The sequence below is a fragment of the Thioalkalivibrio sp. ALE23 genome, assembly GCF_000378545.1.
Classification (GTDB): domain Bacteria; phylum Pseudomonadota; class Gammaproteobacteria; order Ectothiorhodospirales; family Ectothiorhodospiraceae; genus Thioalkalivibrio.
In genome coordinates, this window is record NZ_KB900035.1 from 96,261 (window position 1) to 120,195 (window position 23,935).

The following is a 23,935-nucleotide window of genomic DNA, read 5'->3' on the forward strand; positions in this document are numbered from 1 at the left end:
CGTTCAGAGCCCCTGGCGCAGGGTCCCCAGCAGCTGGTTCAGGCTCGCGTCGATGTCCATCTCGACGATCGTGGTGATGGATACAAAGTTCTGCATGGCATTGATGTTGGCGTCGCGCCGCGATGCCAGGCGAACTCGCTCCATCAGGGCACGGTTGACCGTGTTCAGCTCCCGGTGCAGTTCCTGCAGCCCCTCCATGTCCCAGTCCGGCGGTGCTTCGCCCTCCCGGCGGTCGAGGTACTGACGGACCAGATAGGTCCCCGCCATGCGGTACAGCGTTTCCTCGAGGGTGGCGAACGGCAGGTGGAATTCCGCCAGCGGGCGCAGCCGCGACAGGATCGGGCAGGCGCCCGAGGCCATGATCAGCCCGAACAGCGAGCGCAGGAATTCCTGGACGTCGCATTCCTTCAGATAGCTGCGTACGGGGGTGTCCACGCGGCCCCGGATGCGTTCCACCGACGGGCTGTCGACGAAATGCCGGGCGATATCGGCGAACTCGATGGCCGCCGGGCAGTATTCCACGGTCCGCGCATCCAGCGGACAGTTTTCGCACTGTCGGCATTCCAGACGGGTCCAGTCCGGATGGGCCTCGTCATTGTGGCGCGCCGGGTCCCGCGAGCGGTGGATATCCACCTGGTAGCACCACTCGCTGCCGTCACTGCGTTCCAGGCGATAGATGATTTCGCTCATCGCTTTCTCTTCCCGCCGCTTTCACCGTGTTTTTGTGAAGCCTATCACGCCTCGCCGGGCCTGCCGTTCTCCGCCCTCGCGGGCCCCGGCTCGTGCCCCCTGCAAACATGCAGGTAAGTTCGCGCGGTTCGGCTGCTACACTTCGGCAAGGCGTCGGCGGCTGCGGGCGACCTGCCACTGAGGGAGAGAAAAAGGGGAATCATGAACGAGACAACCAGTACGACCGGCGTGCGCGAACTAATCGAGCCGGTTTATCGCGGCAAATTCTGGATGCAGCTGATCGGGGTCATGCTGATCCTGTCCGGGGTGCTCACGGCCCTGTCGATCATCGGCATCATCGTGGCCTGGATCCCGATCTGGGCCGGCGTGGTGCTGATGCAGGCCGCCGGCAGTTTCGCCCGCGCCTACGAGCGCGATGACGAGCTGGAGGCGAAGAATGCCATGGGCCGGCTGCGCACCCACTTCACCATCATGGGCGTGCTCCTGCTGGTCTACATCCTGCTGATGGTGCTGGGTTTCCTGTTCGGCATCGGCGCGGGGATGATGGGCATGAGCGAGCTTCAGGGCATGTAACCCGGGCAGTCGGGCCGCCAGCCGCGGCCCATTGCCTTTTGCGGCCCGTCGTCATAGCTTCTCCGGTATGTCCATCGTCCAGAACGGAGGTTCGTGATGACCCGCTCGCCAGCCGTGCTGTTCGCCGTTTCGCTTGTGCTCCCCGTTCCCGCGCTGGCCGGGCCGGATGCCGGTGAGGCGGAAGCCGATGCCTTCACGCGTGCCTACGCGGATTCCTGCCTGAGCGGAGTGAGCGATCTGGAGGCACTGCGGGCCGAACAGGAGGAAGACGATCTGCTGCGTCCGGAGCTGGCCGCGCCGTTTCTGGGCGGACAGGAAGGCGAAGCCTGGCGTCTGGAGTCCGAGGCCGGGCGTTTCGTGCTGGCCCTTCCCGAGGGTGACACGTTCTGTGCGGTGCACGCGCGTCGCGCCGATGTCGAGCATGCGCACGAGGCGTTCGTGCGTCTGATCTCGGAGGCCCCCGACCCGATCGAGGCCCGTGAGGTCCGCGATGACACCCGGGAGGTGCCGGGGCGCGGCCCGACGCGTACCGTATCCTGGGAATGGGCGGTGCCCGAAGCCCCTCTCAAGCAGCTGTTCACCCTGAGCCTGGCCCCGGCCGACGATGACGGCCGGGGCCAGCTGATGGGGTCGGCGGCCCTGGTGACCGCGGACGACGACTGATTCGCTCCGGGGCCGTTGCTCACCCCGGGGCACACTGGCAACACCCACCAAAGAAGGGAGTCATTATGGCAAGTGGACTGGCGAAGGCCGGCGTGGCCGTCGGTGTTGTGGTACTCGGCGGAGCGGCCTGGGCGGGCGGTGACCGTCTGGTTCAGGCGCAGGCGCAGAACAGCCTGCAGGAGGCGCTCGACCGCTTCGAGGCGGATGCCGCGGCGGTGGACGAGTTCGACGTGATCCGGCTCGCATATGACCGGGATGCCGGGACGGTCGATTATCGCTTCCGCTACCGCCCGGAGTCCGACAACCCGCTGCACGAGCCGCTGGCGGAACTGCAGGGCACGCCGGAGCCGAGCGTGAGTGCCAGTGGGCAAATGGAGGTCGAGGATTACGGCCTCGCCCGCTGGGTCAGCGGCCAGCCGTTCCGCGCGGCCGGTACGCTGCCGTGGGCCGAGGCGGTGGCGGCCGACCTGCCCGCACTGGAGCAGGGTTACTGGGCCACGCTGGAGGTCGCCCATCGCCCCGGGGGCGACACCCGCATCCAGCTGCAGGGCACCGGTTATGACGGCGATCTGCTGATGGCCGGCCAGCATCGCATCGGCGAGCTGTCCTGGGACGCCTGGGAGGCCTCCGCACAGATCGCGGGCGAGGCCGGTATGCAGGCGCTGCACGTCGAGCTGCCCCGGGCCTGGGTCGGCGTGCCGGGCGAGGTGGATCTGCGGATCGACGGCCTGCGCATGCGCGGCGACAACCTGGTCATCGTCGACTCGCTGCTGGTGGAAGGCGATTCCGAACTCGCGCTGGACGGGATCGAGGGTGAGTTCGACGACGGGTCTTTCCGCATGCGCGACCTGCGTCTGGCGGGGGTGACCCGCGAGACCGACGGCCGTTCGCGCAGTGACCTGAGTCTGGAGCTGGGCGAGACCCGGGCGGAAGGCCTGACCGGTCTGCAGCAGTTCCACGCCGAGCTGCATCTGGACCTCGATGCCGCCTCCGTCCGCGAGGCCGGGCGTCTGGGCCGCGAAGTCGAAGCCGGCCTGCATGCGCTGGAGGATGTGGACGCCCTGTATCAGCAGTGGCTGATGGATACCGCCTCGCACGGCGCCGCCCTGGAGCTGCGGGAACTGCGGGTGGTGGACGCCCGGGGCGATGCCCTGGACGGCAGCCTGACGCTGCGGGCCGGCGAGATCCCGCCAGCCGCCTGGCAGGGCCCGGGATTGCTGGAGTATCTGTCGGGTTCGTTGCAGGCGGGCGTGGACCGGGGGCTGATCCGTACCTCGGTGCGCGAGGACATGGCCCTGCGTGAGCCGCATCGGCCGGCGGCGGAGGTGGATCGCGAGGCCGAGGAAATCGTGGCCATGCTGATGCAGGGCGCGCGCGAGTTCCCGCTGTTCACGGTGGAGGATGACCGGGTCCGGCTGGACGTCGAGGTCGCCGAGGGCATGATCGTGGTCGATGGCGAGCCGATGATGGCAGTCACCGACCTGATGATGCTGCTGCAGGGATAGCGGTCAGGCGATCTGGTATTTCTTCATCCGGTAGAGCAGGGTGTCGCGGGTCAGCCCCAGCAGGCGGGCGGCCCGCGACCGGTTGCCGGCGGTCTGTTCCAGGGCCTGGCGGATCAGGTCCATCTCCAGGCGCTCCAGGCTGAGCCCTCCCGGCGGGATTACAAACGGCCCGCCGGCCTGGTCCTGCGGGGTCTGCAGCCAGGCATCGGGCAGATCGCCCGGGTTGACCTCGGCACCGCTCATGAAGATTACGCAGCGCTCGACCAGGTTCTTCAGCTCGCGCACGTTGCCGGGCCAGGGCCACTGGCCGAGCCAGCGCAGCAGTGCGGGCGTGAACCGCGGCGGTTCCACGCCGTGGTGTTCCGCCAGTGTGACGCGAAAGTGTTCGGCCAGGCGGCGCACGTCTCCCTGGCGGCTGCGCAGCGGCGGCATCTCCAGCGGCACCACCTGCAGGCGATAGTACAGGTCGGCGCGGAAACGCCCGTCGGCCACGCGCTGCTGCAGATCCTGGTGGGTCGCGGCGATCACGCGAACGTCGATCTGTTCCGCCTCGGCCGCACCGAGCGGCTGGCATTCCCCGTTTTCCAGAAAGCGCAGCAGCTTGGCCTGGGCCCCGGCCGGGAGTTCGGCGATCTCGTCGAGCAGCAGCGTGCCGCCATGTGCCTGGCGCACCAGCCCCGGTTGATGGTCGTTCGCGCCGGTGAAGGCCCCGCGGCGGTGGCCGAACAGCTCGGACTCGACCAGCTCTTCGGGCAGGGCCGCGCAGTTCACCGTGATCAGCGGTCCGTCCGGGCGCCGACTGCGGGCATGGATGTGGCGCGCCAGGTGTTCCTTGCCGGTTCCGCTCTCGCCCAGCACCAGTACCGTGGCATCGGTGGCCGCTACCATGCTGGCCTGACGCAGCACGGCCTGCAGCTCGGGCGAGCTCCCAACGAAATGTTCGGCGGTATTTTCGGCTGATTCGACCAACATCTCCTCCCGGCCGCCAGGCGCTTGCGGCATGACTGCATAGCCTGCCCCAGAGTCCGTGCCCGGGCAAGGGACTCCGTACGCGTCCGGTTCGCAACTGCGGCGTTTCACCCCTCCGCTGTGGCAAATCCCGCACCGGTCCCGGGGGCTGCCGTGTGTGCGTGGCGGTTCCGGCCACCTCCGGTGGTGCTCCCAATGGTGCTTCGGGCGCCGCAGTCCGCCATTCCGGTTTCCCGATCCTTGTTGGTGCCCGTACCTGGCCCCTACCTGGCCCGGTGCTTGCTGGCGAGTCGGTCGCACGACACCAATGACAAGAACAAGGACGGAGAGAAATCATGAAGCATTTGCATGGATTCCGGTGCCGCTGGATCCCCCTGGCGATCGCCGGTGCCGCGGCCGCGCCCGTGGCGGCCGAAGGGCCTTCTGCGCCGCAGGCCGGGGATCCGGCGCGGCTGGCCCCGGTGGTGGTAACGGTTCCCGCCATGGAGGGGCCCGGGCGGATCAGTACCGATCCACGCCAGCCCCGGCTTCCGTTGCCGGCGCATGATGGCGGGGCGTATCTGGCCTCCATCCCCGGATTCGTGACCAGCCGCAAGGGCGGTACCAGTGGCGATCCGGCCCTGCGAGGCCTGGGAGGCTCGCGACTGTCGCTGCTGCTGGACGACGATCCGGTGCTGGGCGGCTGCGGCGGGCGCATGGACCCGCCCACCGCGTATGCCTATCCGCAGGCCTTTGACCGCATCGAGGTGAGCAAGGGTCCGCAGAGCGTGCGGCACGGTGCCGTGTCGGGCGGTACGGTCCGTTTCGAGCGGGACGCGCCGGTGTTCACGGAGGCGGGGGAGGTCACCGGGTTCGCGGGCCTGACCGTCGGGCGTTTCGATCGCACCGACCTGGTGGCGGACGTGGCGACCGGGTCCTCCGCGGGTTATCTGCGTGCCATCGGCACCTTCTCGGATCAGGACGATTACCGCGACGGCGATGGCAACGAGGTCCACTCGCGGTATTCCCGCTGGAGTGGCACCGGGATCGCCGGCTGGCGCCCTGACGAGCAGACCCTCATTGAGTTCACGTATGACCGTTCCGACGCCGAGGCCGCTTACGACGACCGTGGCATGGACGGCGTGCGCTTCGACCGCACCGGCTACAGCCTTGCGCTGACCCGCGATGATCTCGCGCCCTGGTTCGAGACCCTGGAGGCGCGGGTCTTCCGCAACGAGATCGACCATGTGATGGACAACTACACCCTGCGGGAGCCTCCGGGCATGCCCATGGTCAGCTACCCCGAACGCATCACTGAAGGGGCACGGGTGGCCGGGGACTTCCTTCTGCCGCGGGGCATGGTCCTGCATGCCGGGGTCGATTACAGCCGTAACCGCCACAGCGGGAACCGGCTGATGGGGCCGGATGCCTTCGGGTGGCGCGATGTCGCCCGCGAGGATAACGCGCGATTCCGCGATGCGGGGGTGTTCGGCGAACTCGAGATCCCGCTGGATGCGCGGCGCCGCGTGGTCAGCGGTCTGCGGGTTGACCGGACCCGGGCCGAGGCGCAGCGGGACGGCATTGGTGGCGCCAGCGACGGCGACCGCGAGCGTGCGACCGCCACCAGCGGTTTCCTGCGCTACGAACAGGAGCAGGCTCAGCGGCCGCTGGCCTGGCACGTCGGGATCGGACGTTCGGAGCGTGCGGCGGATTTCTGGGAACGCCGGCGGGTATTCGATCTGGATACCGAGGTCCTGACCCAGCTGGATGCGGGCATTGCCTGGAGCGGGCCGCGCCTGCGAGCCTCGCTGTCCGGTTTCTACGGCGAGTTCGACGACTACATCCTAGTGGCGCAGCCCGGGGATCGCACGCGCAACGTGGATGCGCGGACCTGGGGCTTTGAAGCGGACGCGGCCTGGGAGCTGACGTCGGCGTGGACCGTGAACGCGAGTGCCGCCTGGGTGCGCTCGTAGAACACCACGGACGACGTGCCCCTGGCGCAGACCCCGCCGGCGGAGGCAACGCTGGGCGCGGAGTATGCGTCGGGGACGTATTTCGGCGGGCTGCAGGTCCGCGGCGTGATGCGTCAGGACCGCATCCACGAGGATCACGGTACGATCTACAGCCTGGACACCGGAGAGACCTCGGGCTTTGCCACCGTCGCGCTGTACGGCGGGGTGGAGCTGTTCGGGAACTCGCAGCTGACCGTGGGCGTGGACAACCTGTTCGATCGCACCTATAGCGAGCACATCCAGCGCGGCAGTGCCGAACTGGGAGCGGCCACCCGGCCGGTCAACGAGCCCGGGCGGACCGTCTGGGCCCAGTGGAATGTTGAATTCTGAAAAATGAAAGAGTGGAGGAGCATCGCATGATCCATTGGCTGCAGTGTTTTCGCCCGGGCCGTGCGGCCCTGACCGGTGCCGCATTCCTGGCACTGGTCGCCACCGGCGCCACGGCCGGAGAACCGGCTCACGGCACGGACGAGGCCTTCGCCTGCGACTGTCCGGAGGGCCTGGAAATCGTGTCCGAGCCCTGGGTGCGCATGATGCCGCCGGGCATGGGCTCGACCGCGGCGTATCTGACCCTTGCCAACCATACCGACGAGGACATCGAGCTGGTCCGGGGCGAATCGCCGGTCGCCGGGGTCACCGAGCTGCACGACCACGTGCAGGATGACGCAGGCGTGATGCGCATGCGCGAGGTCGAGGCCATCACCATCCCGGCCGGCGGGAAGACCGCGCTGGAGCCGGGTGGCCTGCACGTGATGCTGATCGATCTGCATGAACCGCTGGAGCGGGATCAGCGTGTGTCGGTCACCCTGGAGACGGCCGCGGGCGAAACCGCGCGCTTCGAGGCCACGGTACGCGATGGTGACGGGTCGCGCCATGGCCACGGGTCCGGTCACCACGGGCACTGAGGATTGATCCAGATCGTTGTGACCCTCCCGGGGGTGCGGGCATACTCCATCCCGTATGTCCATTCACGGGGGGAGCATGAACGAGCATTCCGAGGGACGGGGCGAGGGCCGCGACCGTAACGGCCCGCAGGGCACCATGCTGTTTCAGCGCGGCGAACTGCCCGAGGCCCCGCCGGAGCCCGCCGGCACCGAGGTCGAGGAGAGTGACCTGCCGGTGCTGGTGGGGGTCGCCGAGCCGTTCAAGCAGCAACGCCTGCTCATGCGCCCCGGCCGCCATTCGCTGGGGCGTCAGTCCGACAACGACATCGTCCTGCAGGAGCCGAGCGTGTCCTCCCAGCACGCCTGGGTCATCAACGAGGACGGCGAATGCCGGGTGATGAACCTGCTCTCCACCAATGGCACCTGGGTCAACGGCGAGCGGGTGCACGAGGCCACGCTCCGTGAGGGCGACCGCGTGCGCTTCGGCGGGGCCGAATTCGTGTTTCATCACCGGGATCATGCCGGGGCCGGTCTGCCCCTGGCCGGCCGCCGTCCGCGCTGGCGGGCCTGGCTGGCGGGCGGTGCCGCGGTGCTGGTGGTGGCGGTGCTGGTACGGATCGGGCTGGAGGTCCTGGCCTGATTCATGCGGCGCTTCGGCCGGTACGAAGTAGGGGAGGAGCTGGGCCGCGGCGCGATGGCGACGGTCCATCAGGGGTATGACCCGCAGATCCGTCGGACTCTGGCCATCAAGATCCTGCATGACGACTACGCCTGCGATCCGGAATACCGCCAGCGCTTCCTGACCGAGGCCCGTGCCGCGGGTACGCTGACCCACCCGGGTATTGTCACGGTCTTCGACGTGGGCGAAGCCGAGGGCCGGCCGTTCATCGCCATGGAGCTGGTGGAGGGGCAGACGCTGGATGCCTACGCCGAACAGTTCCGTCCGCTGCTGCTGCGCAATTTTCTCAAGGTGGCGCAGCAGCTGGCCGAGGCGCTGGACTATGCTCACCGCCATGGCGTGATCCACCGGGACATCAAGCCGGAAAACATCCTCGTCACCAGTGCCACGGTCAACATCAAGGTGATGGATTTCGGTATTGCCGAGACCCTGTTCGACCCCGAATGGCGCGCCGAGGACCACACCGCGTCGGCCGGGACCCCCCATTACATGGCCCCCGAGCTGATCCGCGGCGGTGATGCCGATGGTCGCAGCGATCTGTGGTCGATGGGCGTGGTGCTGTACGAACTGCTCACCGGGCATCGGCCGTTTCTCGATGGCGAGGCCGGTCGGGTCCTGCAGCGGGTCCTGGAAGAGCCGGTGCCGGAACCACGGCCGATCATCCGCGACTGCCCGGAAGACCTGGTCGCGGTCGTGCGCCGGCTGCTGGAACGCGACCCGTCCCGGCGGTATCAGTCGGCCGCCGAGCTGCTGGTGGATCTGCAGCGCATCGAGGACGAGCGCGCCGAACGCGAACGCGCCGGTGCCGGGCGCCGCATCGTGCCCCTGCGCCTGCGCTGGACCGCGGTGATGGGGGCTCTGGTCGCGGTCACGCTGGCGGTGGGTGCCTTCCTGGTGCAGCAGAAACAGAACGAGGTGATGACCGACCTCGCTTTCGATTACGGCTCCACGCTCGCGGGCACCATCGCGGTGGAGAGCGCCGAGGACCTGCTGCTGGAGGATTCCATCGCGATGCAGGCGCGCCTGCGGGACATGCAGGCCAACCGCGAGATCGAACTGCTGTCCGTCAGCGACCGGCACGGACGTATCGTCGCCAGCTCCGATCCGGACGCGCTGGGCGAACCGCGCAACGAGCCGCCGGCCGAGGATCTTCTGCTCTCGCGCGACGGGCGCACGGTATGGTCCACCGCCGGTCCGGACGGCAACGACGTGTTCCTGTTCGAGGCGCCGGTGCGGTTCCAGGATTTCGAACTGGGACATCTGCAGGTGGCGCTCAGTACCTCTTCGCTGCAGGAAGCGGGGCGCACTACCATGATGGCGCTGCTCATGCTGACGGTGGTGACCGTGCTGGCGGTGCTGCTGGGCGTCTATGTCTTTGCCCGGCGCCTGCAGGTGCCGATGGAAACCCTGCGCGGCGCGCTGGACCAGATCGCTCAGGGGCGGCTGGATACCCGTATCCGGGTGCGGCGGCGGGACGACTTCGAACGCGTATTCTCCGCCTACAACGCCATGGCGGATTCGCTGGAAGCGCGGGTCAAGCGGGCGGCTGCGGACCCGGCGCCCTCGGGGCACAAGGACGATGCCTCCGCCACGCGGACCATGCCGGTGGCTCCACCGGAACGGCCGCCGGCCGGTTACTCCATGTTCTCCAGGCGCCGCTGCAGCTCGCGGGCGCGCAGGCGATAGCCTTCCGCCGCGTCGAAGTCGGGATCGAGCTCGAGCGCGGCATCCCACAGCTCAATGGCCCGCTCGAGTTCCTGGTTGCGGTAGTGGACGATCGCGGCGGAGTGCAGGGTCTCCGCTTCCGCGCGCCGCAGACGCGCCAGTTCGGTTTGTGCCGGTTCGCGCCCGGGTTCCGCTTCGAGTGCGCGTTCCAGCCAGTCCCTGGCTGCGTCCGCGTCGTCCCGGTCTCGCGCATCCAGGCCGCGCTGTTCGTAATGGGCCGCCGCGGCCTCCCGTTCCAGCGGGTCGAGCCAGTCGTCCCAGGCCTCCCCGGGGGCGGCCTCCCGGGCGGCCCGTGCGGTCTCGTAGGCCGCTTCGTGGCGCCCGGCGTCGAGGTCGGCGCGGATGGTCATGCGGTAGGACTCCCCGCGTTCGCCCGAGACGTCTTCCGCGCCTGCGTCCAGGGCCTGCAGCTGCTCGTCGAGATCGGGGGTGACACCGGGCTCGCCGGCGTCCTGCGGGTCGGCGGGCGAGGGAACCCGCAGCTGCTGACCGACGGTCAGGTGTTCCGGCCGCCGGATGTCGTTGAGCCGAGCCAGGATCACGAACTGCGTGGCGTCGCCGGTGTAGCGCCTGGCGATCAGACCCAGGGTCTCCCCTGCCTCTACGGTATGCCGGGTCTCGCCGTCGGCGAGCAGCGTTTCCGGGTCCTCCTTGAGCTGACGTTGCAGCGAGCGCGCGGTGGGGTCCTCGGGGCGGGATTCCAGGAACTGTTCCAGCATGGCCTCCGCCCGGTCCCATTCGCCTGCCTGCAGCCGGTTCAGGATGGCCGCAAGGGTCGGCGGCGAGGCGCGTTCTTCGGCCGACCGGGCTGCTTCCGGCGGTTCATCCGTCGCTTGCGGGTCCCGGGTCGGTTCCGGGTCTGCGTCCGGTTCCTGTTCCAGCAGTGCACAGCCGCCCGTCAGGGACAGCAGGGACAGCAGCAACAGCGCGCGGACGAAACGGGAGGGGGGCATCGGGCGATCCATTATGTGAACGGCTTCACTTTTTCTGCAGTATACGGGTTCGGTGATTTCCGCTCATCCGCCGCCGACCGGCCAGAACAGGATCGCCAGCACCGCCAGCAGGATGATCCCGCCCAGCAGCGTCGACGGCACCAGCGACCCGCCCCGATGGCGCAGGCGGTCGAAGCCCCGGGGGGCGCCACTGCGCCAGGCGGCCACGGCGATGTTGTCGCCGCGCGGGCCCCCGCGCCTGGCGGCTACCCGCACCGCCTCGTCGAGCCCGCGGGACAGGTCATCGGACACCAGCAGGCCCGCCATCTCCGCCGGCTCGATCTGTTCCCAGAAGCCGTCGGTGCACAGCAGGAACGCGGAGTCCGGATGGCGTTTCGCGTGTCCGTGGTCCAGGCGCAGGCCTCCGGGCATGCCCAGCGCCGCGAGCAGGTGGTTCTGATCCGGGTGGGTGGCCATCTCCTGCTCGCGGATCATTCCGGCCTCGAACAGCTCCTGCACCCGCGAGTGGTCGCGGGTGCGTTCGATCAGGCGCGTGCCACGGAAATGCAGCAGGCGGCTGTCGCCGCAGTGCACCCACCACGCACCGGACTCATCCACGAACAGCACCACCAGGGTAGTCCCGGGCGGGGCGGTGTCGTCGGCGATTTCCGCGCGCAGGGCGTCGTGGGCCGCGCGGGCAACGGTTTCCAGCCAGCGGGCCGGACGCGTGGGCATGCCGTTGCACTGCTCCCAGTGCGCCTCGATGGTGGCGATGGCGGTATGCGAGGCCCAGGCCCCGGCCGCGTGGCCGCCCATGCCGTCGGCGACGGCCAGCAGTGCGCGGCGACCGTCGTCGGAGACCCGGACGGTGACGGCATCCTGCTGTTCGGGGCGCGCCCCGATGTCGCTGGCGGAGGCGGTTTCCATGTCGAGTCCGGCGGGAGGGATGAAGACCCTGCCATGATGCCGGTTTCGGGGATTGCGGGACACCCCCGGGCGGGAGAGTACGAAACGGGTGACACGGCCCCGGTGGCATCCGGGGCCGCGGAGGATCCGGACGGATCCGGGTAGGGTCAGTCGCTGCGGTGGATCTTGTCGGCGTTCATCTCGCGGCTCCACGGCAGGCCGGAGTTCTGCCAGCCGTTCTTCAGGCGGAAGCCGGCGCGTTCGCCTTCGCTGATGGCGTCGCCCTGGAAGCCGTTGACCACGTAACGGGCGTTGGGAAAGCCGTTCTCGCGCAGGAATGCCGCGCTGGGCTCTCCGCGTTCGCTGCCGGAGCGGCACATGGTGATGATCGTGGCGTCGCGGTTCAGACCGCGCTCTTCCAGCGCCGCGTCGATCTGGTCGACGAAGTCGGGGTTACGCGAGGGGTTGAAGCGGTTCTTCTCGTCATCCCAGTCGTGGCGGTCCACCAGCAGGAAGGGGATGTTGAGATCGACCTCGTCGGTGAAGCCCACGAACATGATCTCGACCGGGTCGCGGACATCGATGAACAGGACGTCATCGCCGTCTTCCTGCACCAGGTTGTAGGTCGCCTGCGGCGAGATCCCGAATTCGTGGACGTCGTCGGCCACGGCGGTGGCGGGCAGGGCGAGGGCCAGGCCCAGAGTCAGGGCGGCGAGGGTACGCTGCATGCTTCTCTCCAGTATTTATTAGGGAATCCTAATATACATGCAGCGCCGTGATCCCGGGAAAATGACCCGGCCCCCGAGGGGGTATGAGGCCGGGGCGGATCAGCCGGTCGCCCCCAGCCAGAATTCGATGGAACGCCCGAGGAATTCCTCGGAGGTCATGTAATGCGAGCCGTCGCAGGAGAAGGTCAGGCTGACCATGCCGTTGAACAGGTTGAGCGACGCGGAACGCAGATACACGGTGTCGTCGGCGAAACGCAGGGTCCGCAGGCCGTCCAGCACCCGGCCGATGTCCCGTTGCGGGATCAGTGCCTCCTCCGGGTAGGGCTCGTGGGGGAAGGCCAGACAGACATCCGGGTCGGCCAGCGACTCGTGGGTCAGGATGCGGTAGCGGTACGGATCCTCGGTGGTCCACAGGGTCGCGCGCGAGCTGGAGAAGTGGAACACGCCCTGGAACACGCCCCGCTCGGTGAACAGTTCCTCCAGGATGGCCAGCGCGGTGTCCATGTTGCGGTCCATCAGGCTTTCGGTGCGGCTCTGCTGGAACAGCGTGCCGCGGATCGACGGGTCGCCCTTGATCTGACGCCACTCGCTGGATTCCTCGTACAGGTCTTCCGACAGGTCCGGCAGGTTGCGCAGGTCGAAGTCCGCGCCGAGGAAACCCAGGGCCCGGCCGTTGTCGTCGCGGACAAGCTGCAGGGCGGTCAGCGACGGGCGCCGCCCCAGCAGGCTGATATAGGCCTCGGACAGCAGGAAACCGTCGGCCGGCACGGCCTCCTTCATGTACGGCCGCTGCGAGCGGTCGCGGCCGAAGTGCTCGGGCAGCACGCCGCTGCGGGAGATGTTGTCGGACAGCTGGATCCCGCGGGTGTTGAGCGCGTACATGAATGTGGCCTCGGGGATCCGCCGGATCCCGTCCTCCAGGATCGAGTCCAGTTCCTCGCGCCGGGGCCAGGCCGGCACCAGGCGCGCCGCGATCCCGCTCAGCGGCTCATGCAGCCGCTCTTCCAGGTACTCCCGCTGGTGCTCGATGGCCTGTTTCAGTTCGTTCATGGTGCGTTTCCGATTCCTTTTGGTGCGCGCGCACTATCCCCGAACCGGGTTTTCACAGTCGTGACCGGCTCTCCCGAGCATTCACCGGTTTTGTCAGCAGGTTTCGTGCCCGCCGTCAGCTCCGCAGGTTTTTCCGTCGGCGCGAGCGCCGCCACAGCCAGGCGCCGCCGATCACGGCGGCCAGCAGCAGGACCGCGGCCGCGGGCCAGACATGCTCCGGCGAACTCAGATAATGCAGCAGGGAATGGCCGTCGCCGTGACCATGTCCGGGGTGCGCGAGCGCCGGAGTGGAGGCCAGGGCCAGCGGGGCGAGAGCGAGGGGGCGAAGGGTCATGGTCGGTCTCCGGTGGTGTGGCGGGCCCGACCAACGATAGCGCGTGCCGGCGCGGTTTTCAGCAGATGCGCGGGAGCTGTTCTCCGGCCGGCAGGACCAGTCGGCGTTCCACGCCGGTGGCCAGGCGCCGGATCACCGCAGGGTCGCCGGCCGCGGCCCGGCCCATGGCGACCGCGTCCCGGGTCTCGGGAACGGATCGCAGGATCGCCAGTGCCTGCTCGGCATGGTCCGCCGGGACGGCCGCGAGGAACCGCCCCTCACAGGCCGAGTGCAGCGGGTCCAGCCCGAGGATCTCGCAGGCCCCGCGTACGTCTTCGCGTACGGGAATGGCCTCATCCTCCAGCACCAGGCGGCAGCCGGAGGCCTCGGCCAGCTCCTGCAGCGCGGCCAGCGTGCCGCCGCGGGTGGGGTCGCGCAGTGCATGTACCGGCACACCGGCGTCCAGCAGGGCCGCCACGCCCGCGGCCACCGACGCGCTGTCGCTGGGAACCGGCGGCTCGAGGCCGAGGTTCTCGCGGGCGGCGAGGATGGCCACGCCATGGCGCCCGAGATCGCCGCTGGCCAGCAGCACGTCGCCCGGCCGGATCGCGCTCGGTTCGATGCCAACCCCGTCCGGGACCACGCCCGCGCCGCTCGTGTTGATGTAGACCCCGTCACCATGCCCGGCCTCGACCACCTTGGTGTCGCCGGCCACCACCTGCACACCACATTCTTCGGCGGCCGCGCTTACGGAGGCGAGGACGCGGCGCAGGTCCTCCAGCGGGAGCCCCTCCTCGAGGATCAGCCCCAGCGTCAGCCACAGCGGACGCGCCCCGGCCATCGCCAGGTCGTTGACCGTGCCGTGCACCGCGAGGCGGCCGATGTCGCCGCCGGGAAAGAACAGCGGCCGCACCACGAAGCTGTCGGTGGTCATGGCCAGGCGCCCGCCTGGCGCATCGAGCACGGCGGCATCGGGGGCGCCGCCGGCGCGGGCGCCCAGGGCCGGCAGGATCACCTCGTCCAGCAGCTTCGCCTGCAGCCGGCCCCCGCCGCCGTGCGCCAGCCGCACGACCTCGGCGGTCATGTTTCGCCCCGGTAGTGGAGGTAGGCCGCGCAGGCCCCCTCGGAGGAGACCATCGGCGCTCCCAGGGGGTGATCCGGGGTGCATTCGCGGCCGAAGGCCGGACAGTCGGTGGGTCGACTCAGCCCGCGCAGCACCTGGCCGGCGATACAGGGACCGTCTCCTCCGGATTCGGTCCCGGCCAGTTCGAAGCGCTTCAGGGCATCGAAGCGCGCGTATTCCGGACGCAGGCCCAGCCCGCTGGCGGGCAGGCGGCCCATCCCGCGCCACTCGCGTTCCACCGGCTCGAACACGCGGGTGACCGCATCGCGCGCGGCGGCGTTGCCGTCATCGCGGGCGGCGCGGTCGTAGCGGTTCTCCACCCGCGCTTCGCCGCGTTCCAGCTGCTCCACGAAGGCCCGAATCCCGGCCAGCAGGTCCACCGGCTCGAAGCCGGTCACCACGATCGGGGTCCGGAAGCGTTCGGCGATCGTCCGGTAGACGGTTGCACCTTCCACCGTGCAGACGTGTCCGGCGGCCAGAAAGCCCTGGATGCGACTGTCCGGATCGGTGAGCAGGGCCTCCATCGCCGGCGGTACCAGCGAGTGCGAGACGAGCAGCGACAGGTTGGACAGCCCCAGGGCCTCGGCCTGCAGTACCGCGAGCGCGGCGGCCGGGGCGGTGGTCTCGAAGCCGACCGCCAGCAGCACCACCTCGCGCTCCGGGTGTTCGCGCGCCAGGGCGACCGCATCCAGCGGCGAGTAGATCACGCGCACCTCCCCGCCGGCCGCGCGCGCGGCGTTCAGGTCGCCCAGCGCGCCGGGTACGCGCAGCATGTCGCCGAAGGTGCACAGCATCACCTCGGGGCGGCGGGTCAGCAGCACGGCCCGGTCCAGGGTCTCGGTGGGCGTCACGCAGACCGGGCAGCCGGGCCCGTGGAGCAGCTCGACCGAGTCGGCCAGCAGCTCGTCCAGCCCGTGGCGCAGGATCGCGTGGGTCTGGCCGCCGCAGACCTCCATCAGCGTCCAGCGCCGGGTGCAGGCCGCGCGGATCGCCTCGACCTGCTGCAGGATCAGCGCCGGGTCGCGGTATTCGTCGAGGTGCTTCACGGACCCTCCGGAGCGGACGGATCGTGCCCGGGGATCTCGCGCAGGGCGGCCAGGGTGCGTTCGGCGGCCGCCTCGTCGACGGTGGCGATCGCGATGCCGGCGTGCACCAGCACGTAGTCGCCGGGCCCGGCCTCCGGCGTACAGGCCAGCGACACCGTGCGCGCAACCCCGCCGAAGGCCACGCGGGCCTGGCGGAACAGCGGATCGTCCGCTTCCTCCACATGGTCGATGCGGCCGGGGATGGCCAGGCACATGGTCTCAGTCTCCGTCGGTGGTTCGCACGGGCGAGGTCGCCCGTCTTGCAATCACGGCCTGGCCGGTCGCCAGCCCGCCGTCGCCGGGCGGGATGCGCTGCGGCCAGAGCGGGCGGAAACCGGCCGCCCGCAGGGCGTCCACGCATTGTTGCAGCAACCACCGATTCTGGAAGCATCCGCCGGTCAATGCCACGGTTTCCCGGTTATTGGCGCGGGCCGCCGCGACCGCGAATCCCGCGAGCGCCCGGTGCAGCCGCGTGGCCATGCGTGCGGGCGCGTCCACCGGCCGCGCCGGGCGTTCCGCGAGCAGGGCATCGACCAGCGGGGCCCAGTCGCCCTGCCAGGGTGCAAGGTCGGTATCCAGCGGGATCGCGTCTGTATCGCCGTACTTTGCACCATTGTCTGCGGGCCCGGCTGCCTCCGCGGCTTCCTGCACGCGCAGCGCGGCCTGGCCTTCGTAGCCGGCGGCGATGCGCAGGCCGCTGAGTGCCGCGACCGCATCGAACAGCCTTCCCGCACTGGAGGTCACCGGGGCGTTGATCCCCCGGTCCAGGCAGGCGAGCAGCGGCTGCCATTCCGCTGCGGTGAACAGGGCGCGCGCGGGACTGGCCTCGAGGGTCGCGCGATCGCCGTGGTACCGGGCATGCAGCAGACCCAGCAGCGCGCGCCGCGGTTCGCGCATCGCGGCCTCGCCTCCGGGCAGGCGGAACGGTCGCAGATGCCCGCTGCGGCGCCAGCTACCGTCACGGTCGAGACTCAGGCACTCGCCGCCCCACAGCGTACCGTCGTCGCCCAGCCCGGCCCCGTCCCACACCAGGGCCAGCGCCGGTTCGCGCACGCCGTGCTCCGCGAGGGCCGCCACCGCATGGGCGTGATGATGCTGTACCCGCGTGAGCGGCAGGTCCCGGGTTTCGGCCAGGCGTGTGGACGCGTAATCCGGGTGTCGGTCGCAGGCGATCCGTTCGATGTCCACCCCGCAGAGTTCCCCCAGCGCCCGGGCCTCGCCGTTCAGCCGCTGCAATGCCGCATCGCTTTCCAGGTCGCCGACATGGGCGCCGACCACCACTTCGTTCGCGAGCGCCAGGGCGGGCGCGGCCTTGAGCTGTCCGCCCAGGGCCAGGGTCACCGGCGCGGGCGCAACCGCGGGCTCCCCCGCAGGCAGCGGCACGCGCGTTGGCATGCAGCCGCGCCCCAGTCGCAGGCACTGGGGTTCGCCGGCGGCGACCTGGAACACGGAGTCGTCCAGCGCCCGCGCGACCGGCCGGTCGTGATCCAGGATCGCGTCCGCGATATCGCCCAGCCGGGCAACCGCCTCGTTGCCTTCCACGCACAGGGGCTCGCCGCTGCGGTTCCCGGAAGTGCAGACCACCGGTTCGCCGAAGTCGTCCAGGAGCAGGAGGTGCAGCGGGGTGGACGGGCGCATCAGTCCGCGACGCCCGAGACCCGGGGCGACCTCCTCGGCCAGCGGCGCCTCCGGCCGGCCCTCGACCAGCACGATGGGGGCCTCGGGGGATTCCAGCAGCGCCTGCTCGACCTCGTCGATGCGGGCGAGCGATGCCGGTTCGGCCCGGCCCGGCAGCATGACCGCCAGCGGCTTTTCCGGCCGCTGCTTGCGCCGGCGCAGCCGCGCGACCGCATCCGGTCGGGTGGCATCCACCAGCAGCTGGAAGCCGCCCGTGCCCTTGAGGGCCAGAATGCCCCCTTCGCGCAGGATGTCCACCGCCGCGCGCAGGGCGGCGTCGCCGGTGCTCCGCGCGTCCCCGTCCGGCGTGCGCAGCGTGAGTTGCGGGCCGCACTCCGGACAGGCCATGGCCTCCGCGTGGAAGCGCCGGTCCTCCGGGTCCTCGAATTCGCGGAGACACGCCGGACACAGGGCAAACCCGGCGAGCGTGGTCCGCGCCCGCTCCCAGGGCAGGCCGGTCGTGATGCTCCAGCGCGGTCCGCAGTCGGCACAGGCGGTGAACGGATAGCGGAACCGCCGCGCAGCCGGGTCACGGATTTCGGTCCGACACGCCGGGCAGGGCGCGCGGTCGGGGGCCAGTGCGGGAGCGCCCCCGCCGGCGGCATGATGGGTGCGGACGTAAAAATCCGTATCGCCGAGCGGCGGAATCGTAGTGGCGGTGATCAGGTCCACGCGTGCGGCCGGCGGGCCGTCCTCCTCCAGGGAATGTCGGAAGGACTTCAGTGCCGCCTGCGGCCCTTCGATCTCGATCACGACCCCTTCCGCGGTGTTCGCGACCGCCCCCGTCAGCCCCAGCCGACGCGCCTGGCGGGCGACGAACGGCCGGAACCCGACGCCCTGGACCCGGCCTGCGACGATCAGGCGCCAGCGCGCACGAGCGCGGTCGTTCACACCACGTCCAGGTTCCGCAGCAGGATCTGCTGGGCTTCGGGGTGGGTGTCGTCGTCCGAGGTCTCCACCTCCAGTTCGGCGCCCTCGGCCACTGTGCCGCGGGTGCCGTCCTCGAAATGCTCGCGGAAATGCTCCGGCGTGATATGCGACAGCGCCCCCAGCCACACCCGGACCCGGGTCACGCGCTCGGCATTGTTGTCGGCCGCCACCTGCTCGATCTTGCGCAGCAAGTCGGCCATAAGCGAATGTTCGTGCATGGTTCAGTGTCTCCCCGTCCCGGTTTCCTTAAGGTAGACTGGTTCCTTCCTATAATGGCTGCAGGGAGGCGGCATGGAAAAGAACGAAACCTGGAAACCGTCGATGTTTCTGCTGGGTCTCGACCTCTTCGGGACCGTTCTGATTACGCTGGGGCTGGTCGAACTTTTTGCCGGACTCCATCTGGTGCCGGAGGCACTGCGCTTCCCGTACTACGGCCCGGCACTGATCGCGGCCGGCGTTGTCCTCTCCATCCCGTTCGCCGCGGATGTCATCCGGCATGTTCGACGGGTACGGGCGGCGGATACCCACTGAACGGAGCCCGACATCCATGCAGATCCACATCGACACCCCCGACCTGATGACCCGCGTGCGGCTCGAATCGCGCTGGCGCGCGGCCGGTGCCGAAGTGACCGGCAGCGGCGAGCCCGCAGCCCCCGACCTGATCGTGATCGACCTGGGTGCACGGGACGTCGGGAGTGTGTCGACCTGGCGTGAACGCTGCCCGGATGCCGCCATCCTCGCCTTTGGCCCGCATGTGGAAGGGAGCATGCTCAAGGCCGCGCGTGAGGCCGGAGCCGACGAGGTGGTGGTGCGCGGCAAGGTCGCCGACCGCGTGGCGAAAAAGATCGCCGACGACACGGCCTAGCGCAGTCGGGTAGCGGGCGCATGCCCGAGGCCGACCGGGTCGTCCGCTTCAATGCACTCTCCGGGCCCCTGAACTCCCGGGAGGGCAGGGCGTCAGGCGGAAGCCGATGCCGTGCCTTGGCAGGCCGACAGCGCGCGCAGGCGGCGACGCTGCATCTTGAGGCGATACTCCAGTTCCTTGAATCGAGTACGCAGTTCCGTGCGCAGCCAGCGGTCGTTCAGGGCCTCGCGACCGGCCCGCATGTTGTCCGCCTGCGCCTGCTGCCACTGGTTCACCGTATCGCGGAAGTGCTGGTACTCGCGTTCCACGGTCGCGCGCCAGGTGTCGTGCACCGGCCCGGCCGCATCGGAGTTCAGCAGGCGGCGGAACTCGGTGTGCAGCCGCGCGCGCAGGATCTTGAAGCGCGGCGTCCAGCGCCGGTCATGCACCAGCCCCGTCCACGCCAGCAGGTTGATCAGCCACTTCGAGGGGTCGTACTGCCACCAGCGCACGCCGTTGCGGTAGTCGCCCTGAAAGGCATGGTGGAAGTTGTGGTACCCCTCGCCCCAGGTGAGCAACGCGACCAGGCCGTTGTCCACGGCGGTATTCTCGTCACTGTAGGGGCGCCATCCCCACCAGTGCGCCAGGGAGTTGATAAAGAACGTGAAATGGTGACTGAGCACCAGCCGCAGCACGCCCGCCAGCAGCAGCATGCCGATCACGTCCCCGAACACCAGCCCCAGCGGCAAGGGCAGCCCCAGGTTCAGCCCCCACACCAGGGTCCAGTAGTGGCGGTGCTGCCACATCACCACCGGATCCTTCGTCAGGTCCTTCGCGCGTGAATAATCGGCCCGGCTGGCGGGCCAGTTGCGCAGCATCCATCCCATGTGGGCGTGCCAGAAGCCGCGCTTGATGGAATGCGGGTCGCGTTCCACGTCATCCACGTAGCCATGATGCACGCGGTGCCGCGCGCTCCAGTTGTAGATGCTGTTCTGCAGTGCCAGGGCCCCGCAAAGCGCCAGAATCACGCGCAGCGGGCCGCGCGCCTTGAAGCTGCGATGCGCCCACAGCCGGTGATAGCCCACGGTAATCCCCAGGCCGCCGAGCACCATGAAGATCCCGAAAAAGGCCCAGGCCGCGCCACTGAAGCCCTGCGTCAGGCCCCACCACGGCACCAGCGTGAGGGCGGCCAGATTGCTCGCCAGAAAGAAGATCGCCGTGGTCCGGGCAATCGGCGGGGTCGGTTCGGACATCGAAAGATACCTGCTGACGATCGGGGCAAGCGCCAATGCTTGCCCCTTCATGTTCGTTCAGACCACGTTGCGAGCAAAAAATGCCCAACAGGGTGTAAAACCCACAGGGCCCAGGGCGCCGGCGGTCAGCTCAACGGCCACATCGTCCAGCGCACTCAGCCCTTCGTCGACCGCGCCATCATGGATGCGGGCTCTGGCGTGGGCTACCTGTCCGATGATTGCCGGTGCCTTCAGGCCGGGCCTGTGTCCCCTTTCCATCGCCTTTCGCGCCCAGTGTCCGGTCCCCGGCATGTCGCCGCACATCAGACGTTCGTAGGTTCTTGCCGCAGCGATCCACGCCCGGATCGGGTTGTCCGGTGCATCCGCGGCCAGAGTCCCTTCCAGGTCTCCGTCTCCATATGCCGCCATGGCCTGGAGTTCCAGCAGCTCCGACGAAGGCGGGAGGGTGAGGTCGTCAATCAGCTCGCGCGCCCGGGCATAGTCACCGGCGTCGAGGGCTGCGCGTACCCGTGTCAGGTCTGGCTCCGCCATCTCTCACTTCATTTCCTGCTCCCTGAAGGAGGAGATCGTTCACAAATAGGCCAGCCTCGGGCAGCCCTTTTCGCCCGACGCAAAAATGGAAACGGGGCCGGGTCTCTCGTCGTATCCGGCCCCTTTCTTCTCACGGACCCGGATAGGCCTCGCGAATGAACTCCCCCGGGTCGGAGAGTGCGGCCCACTTCTGTCGCCACGGAAAAATGCGTGTCTGCCGTCCGGGCGCATGCAGCACAGACCTTTGAGTGCAGAAAGGAGTCAAACGCGGACGAGCCGCATCAGGGACTCGAAGCGATAGACGGCCGAACGGCGGCCAGCAGCCTCGCGCACCGGCTGCAGAAGGCCTTCTTCAAGAAGTACACGGGTGAAGCGCGCGGCGGTTTGTCGGGGAATTCCCGCGGACTGTGTGAAATGGCTGTTGCGAAAGACCGGCCAGGTGAACAGGTAGTCGAGTGCGAGGACGGAATACCGGGAGCCGAGGACATCGGCAAAACGGACTTTCATTTCCTCGTAGTGATCGCGAATGGAGCGGGCCACGTCCGTGTTCCTCCGGGCCTGTTCACGCACGGCGTCCAGAAAGAAGCAGCACCATTCCTCCCAGTGGCCGCTGGCCGATACCTCGCGTAACCGGGCAACATAGTCGTCCTTTTGCTCTTCGAAGTAGCGACTCACATAGAAATGTGGCGCGGATATGGCTCCTCCGTGCCACAACATCAGCGTGATCAGCATCCGTCCCACGCGGCCGTTGCCGTCCTTGAACGGGTGCAGGGCCTCGAACTCCGCGTGCGCCAGCGCGGTGCGGAGCAACAGCGGTACATCGTCGCTGGCTATGAACGCGAACAGCGTCTGCATGCCGCTGACCAGCTGTTCGGGTGTCGCGGGAACGAAACGGGCCTCCCGGCTGCCGCGTTCACCGACGTAATTCTGCTCCGTCTTGTACTGGCCGGGGGATTTCTCCGCCCCCCGCCCGAACGAGAGTAGCTGTTGGTGGATGCTGCGAATCAGGCCCTCGGAGAGCGGGTAGCCGTCTTCGAGCTGTGCCTGGGCCGTATTGAGGGCCCGTCGGTACAGGGCCGTTTCGACAACGTCGGATCGGTACAGTCCGGTGGCCCCGGTCTCGTTTTCGTCCTGTTCCGCTTCCAGCTCCAGAATCTCGTCGAGCGTGCTGATGGTGCCTTCCATGCGCGAGGAGATCACGGCCTCCTGGCTGCGTAGCGGGGCCAGGAAGATTTCGCTGTTATGGATGTTCTGCAGGGTCTGGTCGTAGCGCGCCAGCGCATCGGTTGCGGCCAGCAACGACGGCATGAGACGGCTGTAATCGAGCGGGCGGGGCGGGAAGTCACCGGTGTGGTAATGCATGGCGCGAGTACAGTCGATGTTCATGTCGCCCACGCTCGTTTGTGATTAACCAACGACTGGATTTGAGCAACAAATGGCTTTGTCGTCAACAAGAAGACCCCAACAGGGTTTGCGTTCAATAATGGCCGGATTATTGATCTCAATGGGGCTTGCCGGCATTCCGTTACTGTCAAACTTGTTTGTTGTTCATTCGGCGAGGTCGGTGAGCGACAAGCGTGCCAAGTTTCCTGATCGGCCCCGAATCCCGGACCAAGGCGGTTGTTTGCCATTGGACTGAATCGATTCAGGGGGTGCCGCGAGACCCGGATACCGCCCCGGCGAGATCGCTCGTGATTCGGCGGACGACCCGGGCAAGGCTGTCGCGGATCTCGGGCGAGAGGCCGGCGCCATCTTCGAGGCGGGCAGGCTCGATGCCGTGAACGATGAGGGTGTCCGGGAGTTCGTCCAGCGAGCGGGCGAGTTCGACGGCCTCGGCGAGGCCGATGCCGTGGGAGGAGTAGCGGGCGCCGCGCGGCAGCGGCTCGCGGGCGTCCAGCCGGTGGAGGGTGCCGGGCGCAGCGCCGGTGACGATGGCATCGACGAGGATCACCGGGTCGTGGCCCTGCCACAGCTCCATCAGTTCGGCGGGCTCGCCGTGGCTTTTCGCGGTGGCGAGACCCGGGGTATCGGCCAGTGCATCCACCACGGCGTGGCCGATGCCGTCGTCGCCGCGCCAGGGGTTGCCGATGCCGATGACCAGCGCCTCTTTGTCGGTCATTGGCATGTCGGGAGCGGCAGCGGATGCCTCTTGCGGGTGTTCAGGTGCTACGGGGGTGTTTCTTGCCGCCTTGAGAGTTTCTTGCCGCCTTGAGAGTTTCTTCGCGGTGTTCGTCGCTCAGGTCCGATCGCCGCCCGTCTGCCTCGGAAGCCGCAGGCAGCCGTTTTTCCCGTGGGGTCTGTCCGGATGGTCGTGCCACGGGGCGCTCCCAGTCGATACCTGGCGGTGACTAACGCGGCGCGCCCTCGCTTTTCCGGGCAGCAGCGGTCGTTTCCAGCCGCTCCGCCAGCCAGATCTTGATGATGGATTGACGGGTGACGCCCAATCGGCTGGCTTCTCGGTCCAGGGACTCGATCATCCAGTCCGGGAAGTCCACGTTTACCCGCCGTTGTTTGCGCAGCGGTCGTTGGGCCCCGGACAGGTCCAGGGCATCGGTCATCTCTTCTCCGCTGTCAAAGCGCTCGTCAACTGTCTTCGCTTTCATACAGCGCAACCTCTTCTTTGCGCGACTTGCGTACGGAAATGATACGGACGCAGGCCTCTCGGTGAGTGACAGCGGCGGTCCAGTGCCTTCTTTCAATGCGACCGATCACCAGAAAGCGGGGTTCGTCCTCCGTGCGGCCGGGGATCTCCAGCAGATCGGGGTTACGCCAGAGGGCCTGGGCGGTCACGAAGTCGATGCCGTGTTTCTCTAGGTTCGATCGACTCTTCCGTTCGTCAAACTCGAATGACTTCATGGTGTAGAAATTATACCAGAATGGTGGT

The 23,935-nt window shown here is 68.6% G+C and carries 26 protein-coding genes and 1 pseudogene; 9 read left to right on the forward strand and 18 right to left on the reverse strand.

Features of this window, described 5'->3' with window-relative positions; all coding sequences use genetic code 11:
• Window positions 1-3 precede the first annotated feature (3 nt).
• Entirely contained in the window at window positions 4-690 is a 687-nt protein-coding gene (locus tag F573_RS0110775) for a hypothetical protein (protein WP_019022588.1), read from the reverse strand.
• Window positions 691-891: 201 nt separating this feature from the next.
• On the opposite strand from F573_RS0110775, the gene F573_RS0110780 reads away from it, so the two are divergent.
• The 3 genes from F573_RS0110780 to F573_RS0110790 all read left to right on the forward strand — a co-directional run bounded on the left by F573_RS0110780 (window position 892) and on the right by F573_RS0110790 (window position 3,431).
• Window positions 892-1,263: a DUF5362 family protein gene (locus F573_RS0110780; RefSeq protein ID WP_018868833.1), complete on the forward strand. Its 372-nt coding sequence runs from the start codon at window positions 892-894 to the stop codon at window positions 1,261-1,263.
• A gap of 96 nt (window positions 1,264-1,359) precedes the next feature.
• Window positions 1,360-1,926: a hypothetical protein gene (locus F573_RS0110785; RefSeq protein WP_019022589.1), complete on the forward strand. Its 567-nt coding sequence runs from the start codon at window positions 1,360-1,362 to the stop codon at window positions 1,924-1,926.
• A gap of 65 nt (window positions 1,927-1,991) precedes the next feature.
• Window positions 1,992-3,431, forward strand: coding sequence for a DUF945 family protein (locus F573_RS0110790; RefSeq protein ID WP_019022590.1), 1,440 nt, complete (start codon window positions 1,992-1,994; stop codon window positions 3,429-3,431).
• Between the two features lie 3 nt (window positions 3,432-3,434).
• Here the strand turns inward: F573_RS0110790 and F573_RS0110795 are convergent, their stop codons facing one another.
• Complete coding sequence (locus F573_RS0110795) at window positions 3,435-4,403, reverse strand: sigma-54-dependent Fis family transcriptional regulator (RefSeq protein ID WP_019022591.1); 969 nt, start codon at window positions 4,401-4,403, stop codon at window positions 3,435-3,437.
• Window positions 4,404-4,735: 332 nt separating this feature from the next.
• On the opposite strand from F573_RS0110795, the pseudogene F573_RS14255 reads away from it, so the two are divergent.
• The 4 genes and pseudogenes from F573_RS14255 to F573_RS0110815 all read left to right on the forward strand — a co-directional run bounded on the left by F573_RS14255 (window position 4,736) and on the right by F573_RS0110815 (window position 9,640).
• Window positions 4,736-6,721: pseudogene (locus F573_RS14255) on the forward strand (TonB-dependent copper receptor).
• Window positions 6,722-6,747: 26 nt separating this feature from the next.
• A complete protein-coding gene (locus F573_RS0110805; protein WP_018868828.1) occupies window positions 6,748-7,296 on the forward strand; it encodes a copper chaperone PCu(A)C in 549 nt (182 codons plus the stop codon).
• A gap of 76 nt (window positions 7,297-7,372) precedes the next feature.
• Complete coding sequence (locus F573_RS0110810) at window positions 7,373-7,915, forward strand: FHA domain-containing protein (protein WP_018868827.1); 543 nt, start codon at window positions 7,373-7,375, stop codon at window positions 7,913-7,915.
• Window positions 7,916-7,918: 3 nt separating this feature from the next.
• Window positions 7,919-9,640 carry a serine/threonine-protein kinase gene (locus tag F573_RS0110815; RefSeq protein WP_019022594.1) on the forward strand — a complete coding sequence of 574 codons (1,722 nt, stop codon included), beginning with the start codon at window positions 7,919-7,921 and terminating at the stop codon, window positions 9,638-9,640.
• On the opposite strand, the gene F573_RS0110820 is transcribed toward F573_RS0110815, so the two are convergent.
• The 10 genes from F573_RS0110820 to F573_RS0110865 all read right to left on the reverse strand — a co-directional run bounded on the left by F573_RS0110820 (window position 9,589) and on the right by F573_RS0110865 (window position 18,641).
• Window positions 9,589-10,632 (reverse strand): LysM peptidoglycan-binding domain-containing protein, encoded by a 1,044-nt coding sequence (locus tag F573_RS0110820; protein WP_019022595.1) that lies wholly within the window; start codon window positions 10,630-10,632, stop codon window positions 9,589-9,591. The genes F573_RS0110815 and F573_RS0110820 overlap by 52 nt on opposite strands.
• 63 nt (window positions 10,633-10,695) lie before the next feature.
• Window positions 10,696-11,538 carry a PP2C family serine/threonine-protein phosphatase gene (locus tag F573_RS0110825; RefSeq protein ID WP_019022596.1) on the reverse strand — a complete coding sequence of 281 codons (843 nt, stop codon included), beginning with the start codon at window positions 11,536-11,538 and terminating at the stop codon, window positions 10,696-10,698.
• 146 nt (window positions 11,539-11,684) lie between these two features.
• Window positions 11,685-12,245: a rhodanese-like domain-containing protein gene (locus F573_RS0110830; RefSeq protein ID WP_019022597.1), complete on the reverse strand. Its 561-nt coding sequence runs from the start codon at window positions 12,243-12,245 to the stop codon at window positions 11,685-11,687.
• 99 nt (window positions 12,246-12,344) lie between these two features.
• Window positions 12,345-13,295, reverse strand: a complete 951-nt coding sequence (locus tag F573_RS0110835; RefSeq protein WP_018868822.1) for a PDC sensor domain-containing protein — start codon at window positions 13,293-13,295, stop codon at window positions 12,345-12,347.
• A gap of 115 nt (window positions 13,296-13,410) precedes the next feature.
• Entirely contained in the window at window positions 13,411-13,629 is a 219-nt protein-coding gene (locus F573_RS0110840; RefSeq protein WP_019022598.1) for a hypothetical protein, read from the reverse strand.
• Window positions 13,630-13,687: 58 nt separating this feature from the next.
• Complete coding sequence (hypE, locus tag F573_RS0110845) at window positions 13,688-14,692, reverse strand: hydrogenase expression/formation protein HypE (protein WP_019022599.1); 1,005 nt, start codon at window positions 14,690-14,692, stop codon at window positions 13,688-13,690.
• Window positions 14,689-15,777, reverse strand: coding sequence for a hydrogenase formation protein HypD (gene hypD, locus F573_RS0110850; RefSeq protein ID WP_019022600.1), 1,089 nt, complete (start codon window positions 15,775-15,777; stop codon window positions 14,689-14,691). The genes hypE and hypD overlap by 4 nt, the downstream gene beginning before the upstream one ends.
• A complete protein-coding gene (locus F573_RS0110855; protein WP_019022601.1) occupies window positions 15,774-16,031 on the reverse strand; it encodes a HypC/HybG/HupF family hydrogenase formation chaperone in 258 nt (85 codons plus the stop codon). Before F573_RS0110855 ends, hypD begins: the two co-directional genes overlap by 4 nt.
• A 4-nt stretch (window positions 16,032-16,035) precedes the next feature.
• Complete coding sequence (gene hypF / locus F573_RS0110860; RefSeq protein WP_019022602.1) at window positions 16,036-18,384, reverse strand: carbamoyltransferase HypF; 2,349 nt, start codon at window positions 18,382-18,384, stop codon at window positions 16,036-16,038.
• Entirely contained in the window at window positions 18,381-18,641 is a 261-nt protein-coding gene (locus tag F573_RS0110865) for a hydrogenase maturation nickel metallochaperone HypA (RefSeq protein WP_019022603.1), read from the reverse strand. The genes hypF and F573_RS0110865 overlap by 4 nt, the downstream gene beginning before the upstream one ends.
• Window positions 18,642-18,714: 73 nt before the next feature.
• Between F573_RS0110865 and F573_RS0110870 the strand changes: the two genes are divergently transcribed.
• A complete protein-coding gene (locus tag F573_RS0110870; protein ID WP_019022604.1) occupies window positions 18,715-18,954 on the forward strand; it encodes a hypothetical protein in 240 nt (79 codons plus the stop codon).
• Window positions 18,955-18,970: 16 nt separating this feature from the next.
• Window positions 18,971-19,288, forward strand: a complete 318-nt coding sequence (locus F573_RS0110875) for a hypothetical protein (protein ID WP_018868813.1) — start codon at window positions 18,971-18,973, stop codon at window positions 19,286-19,288.
• A gap of 92 nt (window positions 19,289-19,380) precedes the next feature.
• On the opposite strand, the gene F573_RS0110880 is transcribed toward F573_RS0110875, so the two are convergent.
• From F573_RS0110880 to F573_RS0110905, 6 genes are all read right to left on the reverse strand, one after another.
• Window positions 19,381-20,520 (reverse strand): acyl-CoA desaturase, encoded by a 1,140-nt coding sequence (locus tag F573_RS0110880; RefSeq protein WP_019022605.1) that lies wholly within the window; start codon window positions 20,518-20,520, stop codon window positions 19,381-19,383.
• 57 nt (window positions 20,521-20,577) lie between these two features.
• Window positions 20,578-21,051 (reverse strand): hypothetical protein, encoded by a 474-nt coding sequence (locus F573_RS0110885; RefSeq protein WP_019022606.1) that lies wholly within the window; start codon window positions 21,049-21,051, stop codon window positions 20,578-20,580.
• A gap of 261 nt (window positions 21,052-21,312) precedes the next feature.
• Complete coding sequence (locus F573_RS0110890) at window positions 21,313-22,437, reverse strand: Fic family protein (RefSeq protein WP_019022607.1); 1,125 nt, start codon at window positions 22,435-22,437, stop codon at window positions 21,313-21,315.
• Between the two features lie 259 nt (window positions 22,438-22,696).
• Complete coding sequence (locus F573_RS0110895) at window positions 22,697-23,170, reverse strand: hydrogenase maturation protease (RefSeq protein ID WP_019022608.1); 474 nt, start codon at window positions 23,168-23,170, stop codon at window positions 22,697-22,699.
• A gap of 229 nt (window positions 23,171-23,399) precedes the next feature.
• On the reverse strand, window positions 23,400-23,609 hold the full coding sequence (gene brnA / locus F573_RS0110900) for a type II toxin-antitoxin system BrnA family antitoxin (protein ID WP_019022609.1): 210 nt from the start codon (window positions 23,607-23,609) through the stop codon (window positions 23,400-23,402).
• Between the two features lie 25 nt (window positions 23,610-23,634).
• Window positions 23,635-23,907 (reverse strand): BrnT family toxin, encoded by a 273-nt coding sequence (locus F573_RS0110905; RefSeq protein ID WP_019022610.1) that lies wholly within the window; start codon window positions 23,905-23,907, stop codon window positions 23,635-23,637.
• Between the last annotated feature and the right edge of the window lie 28 nt (window positions 23,908-23,935).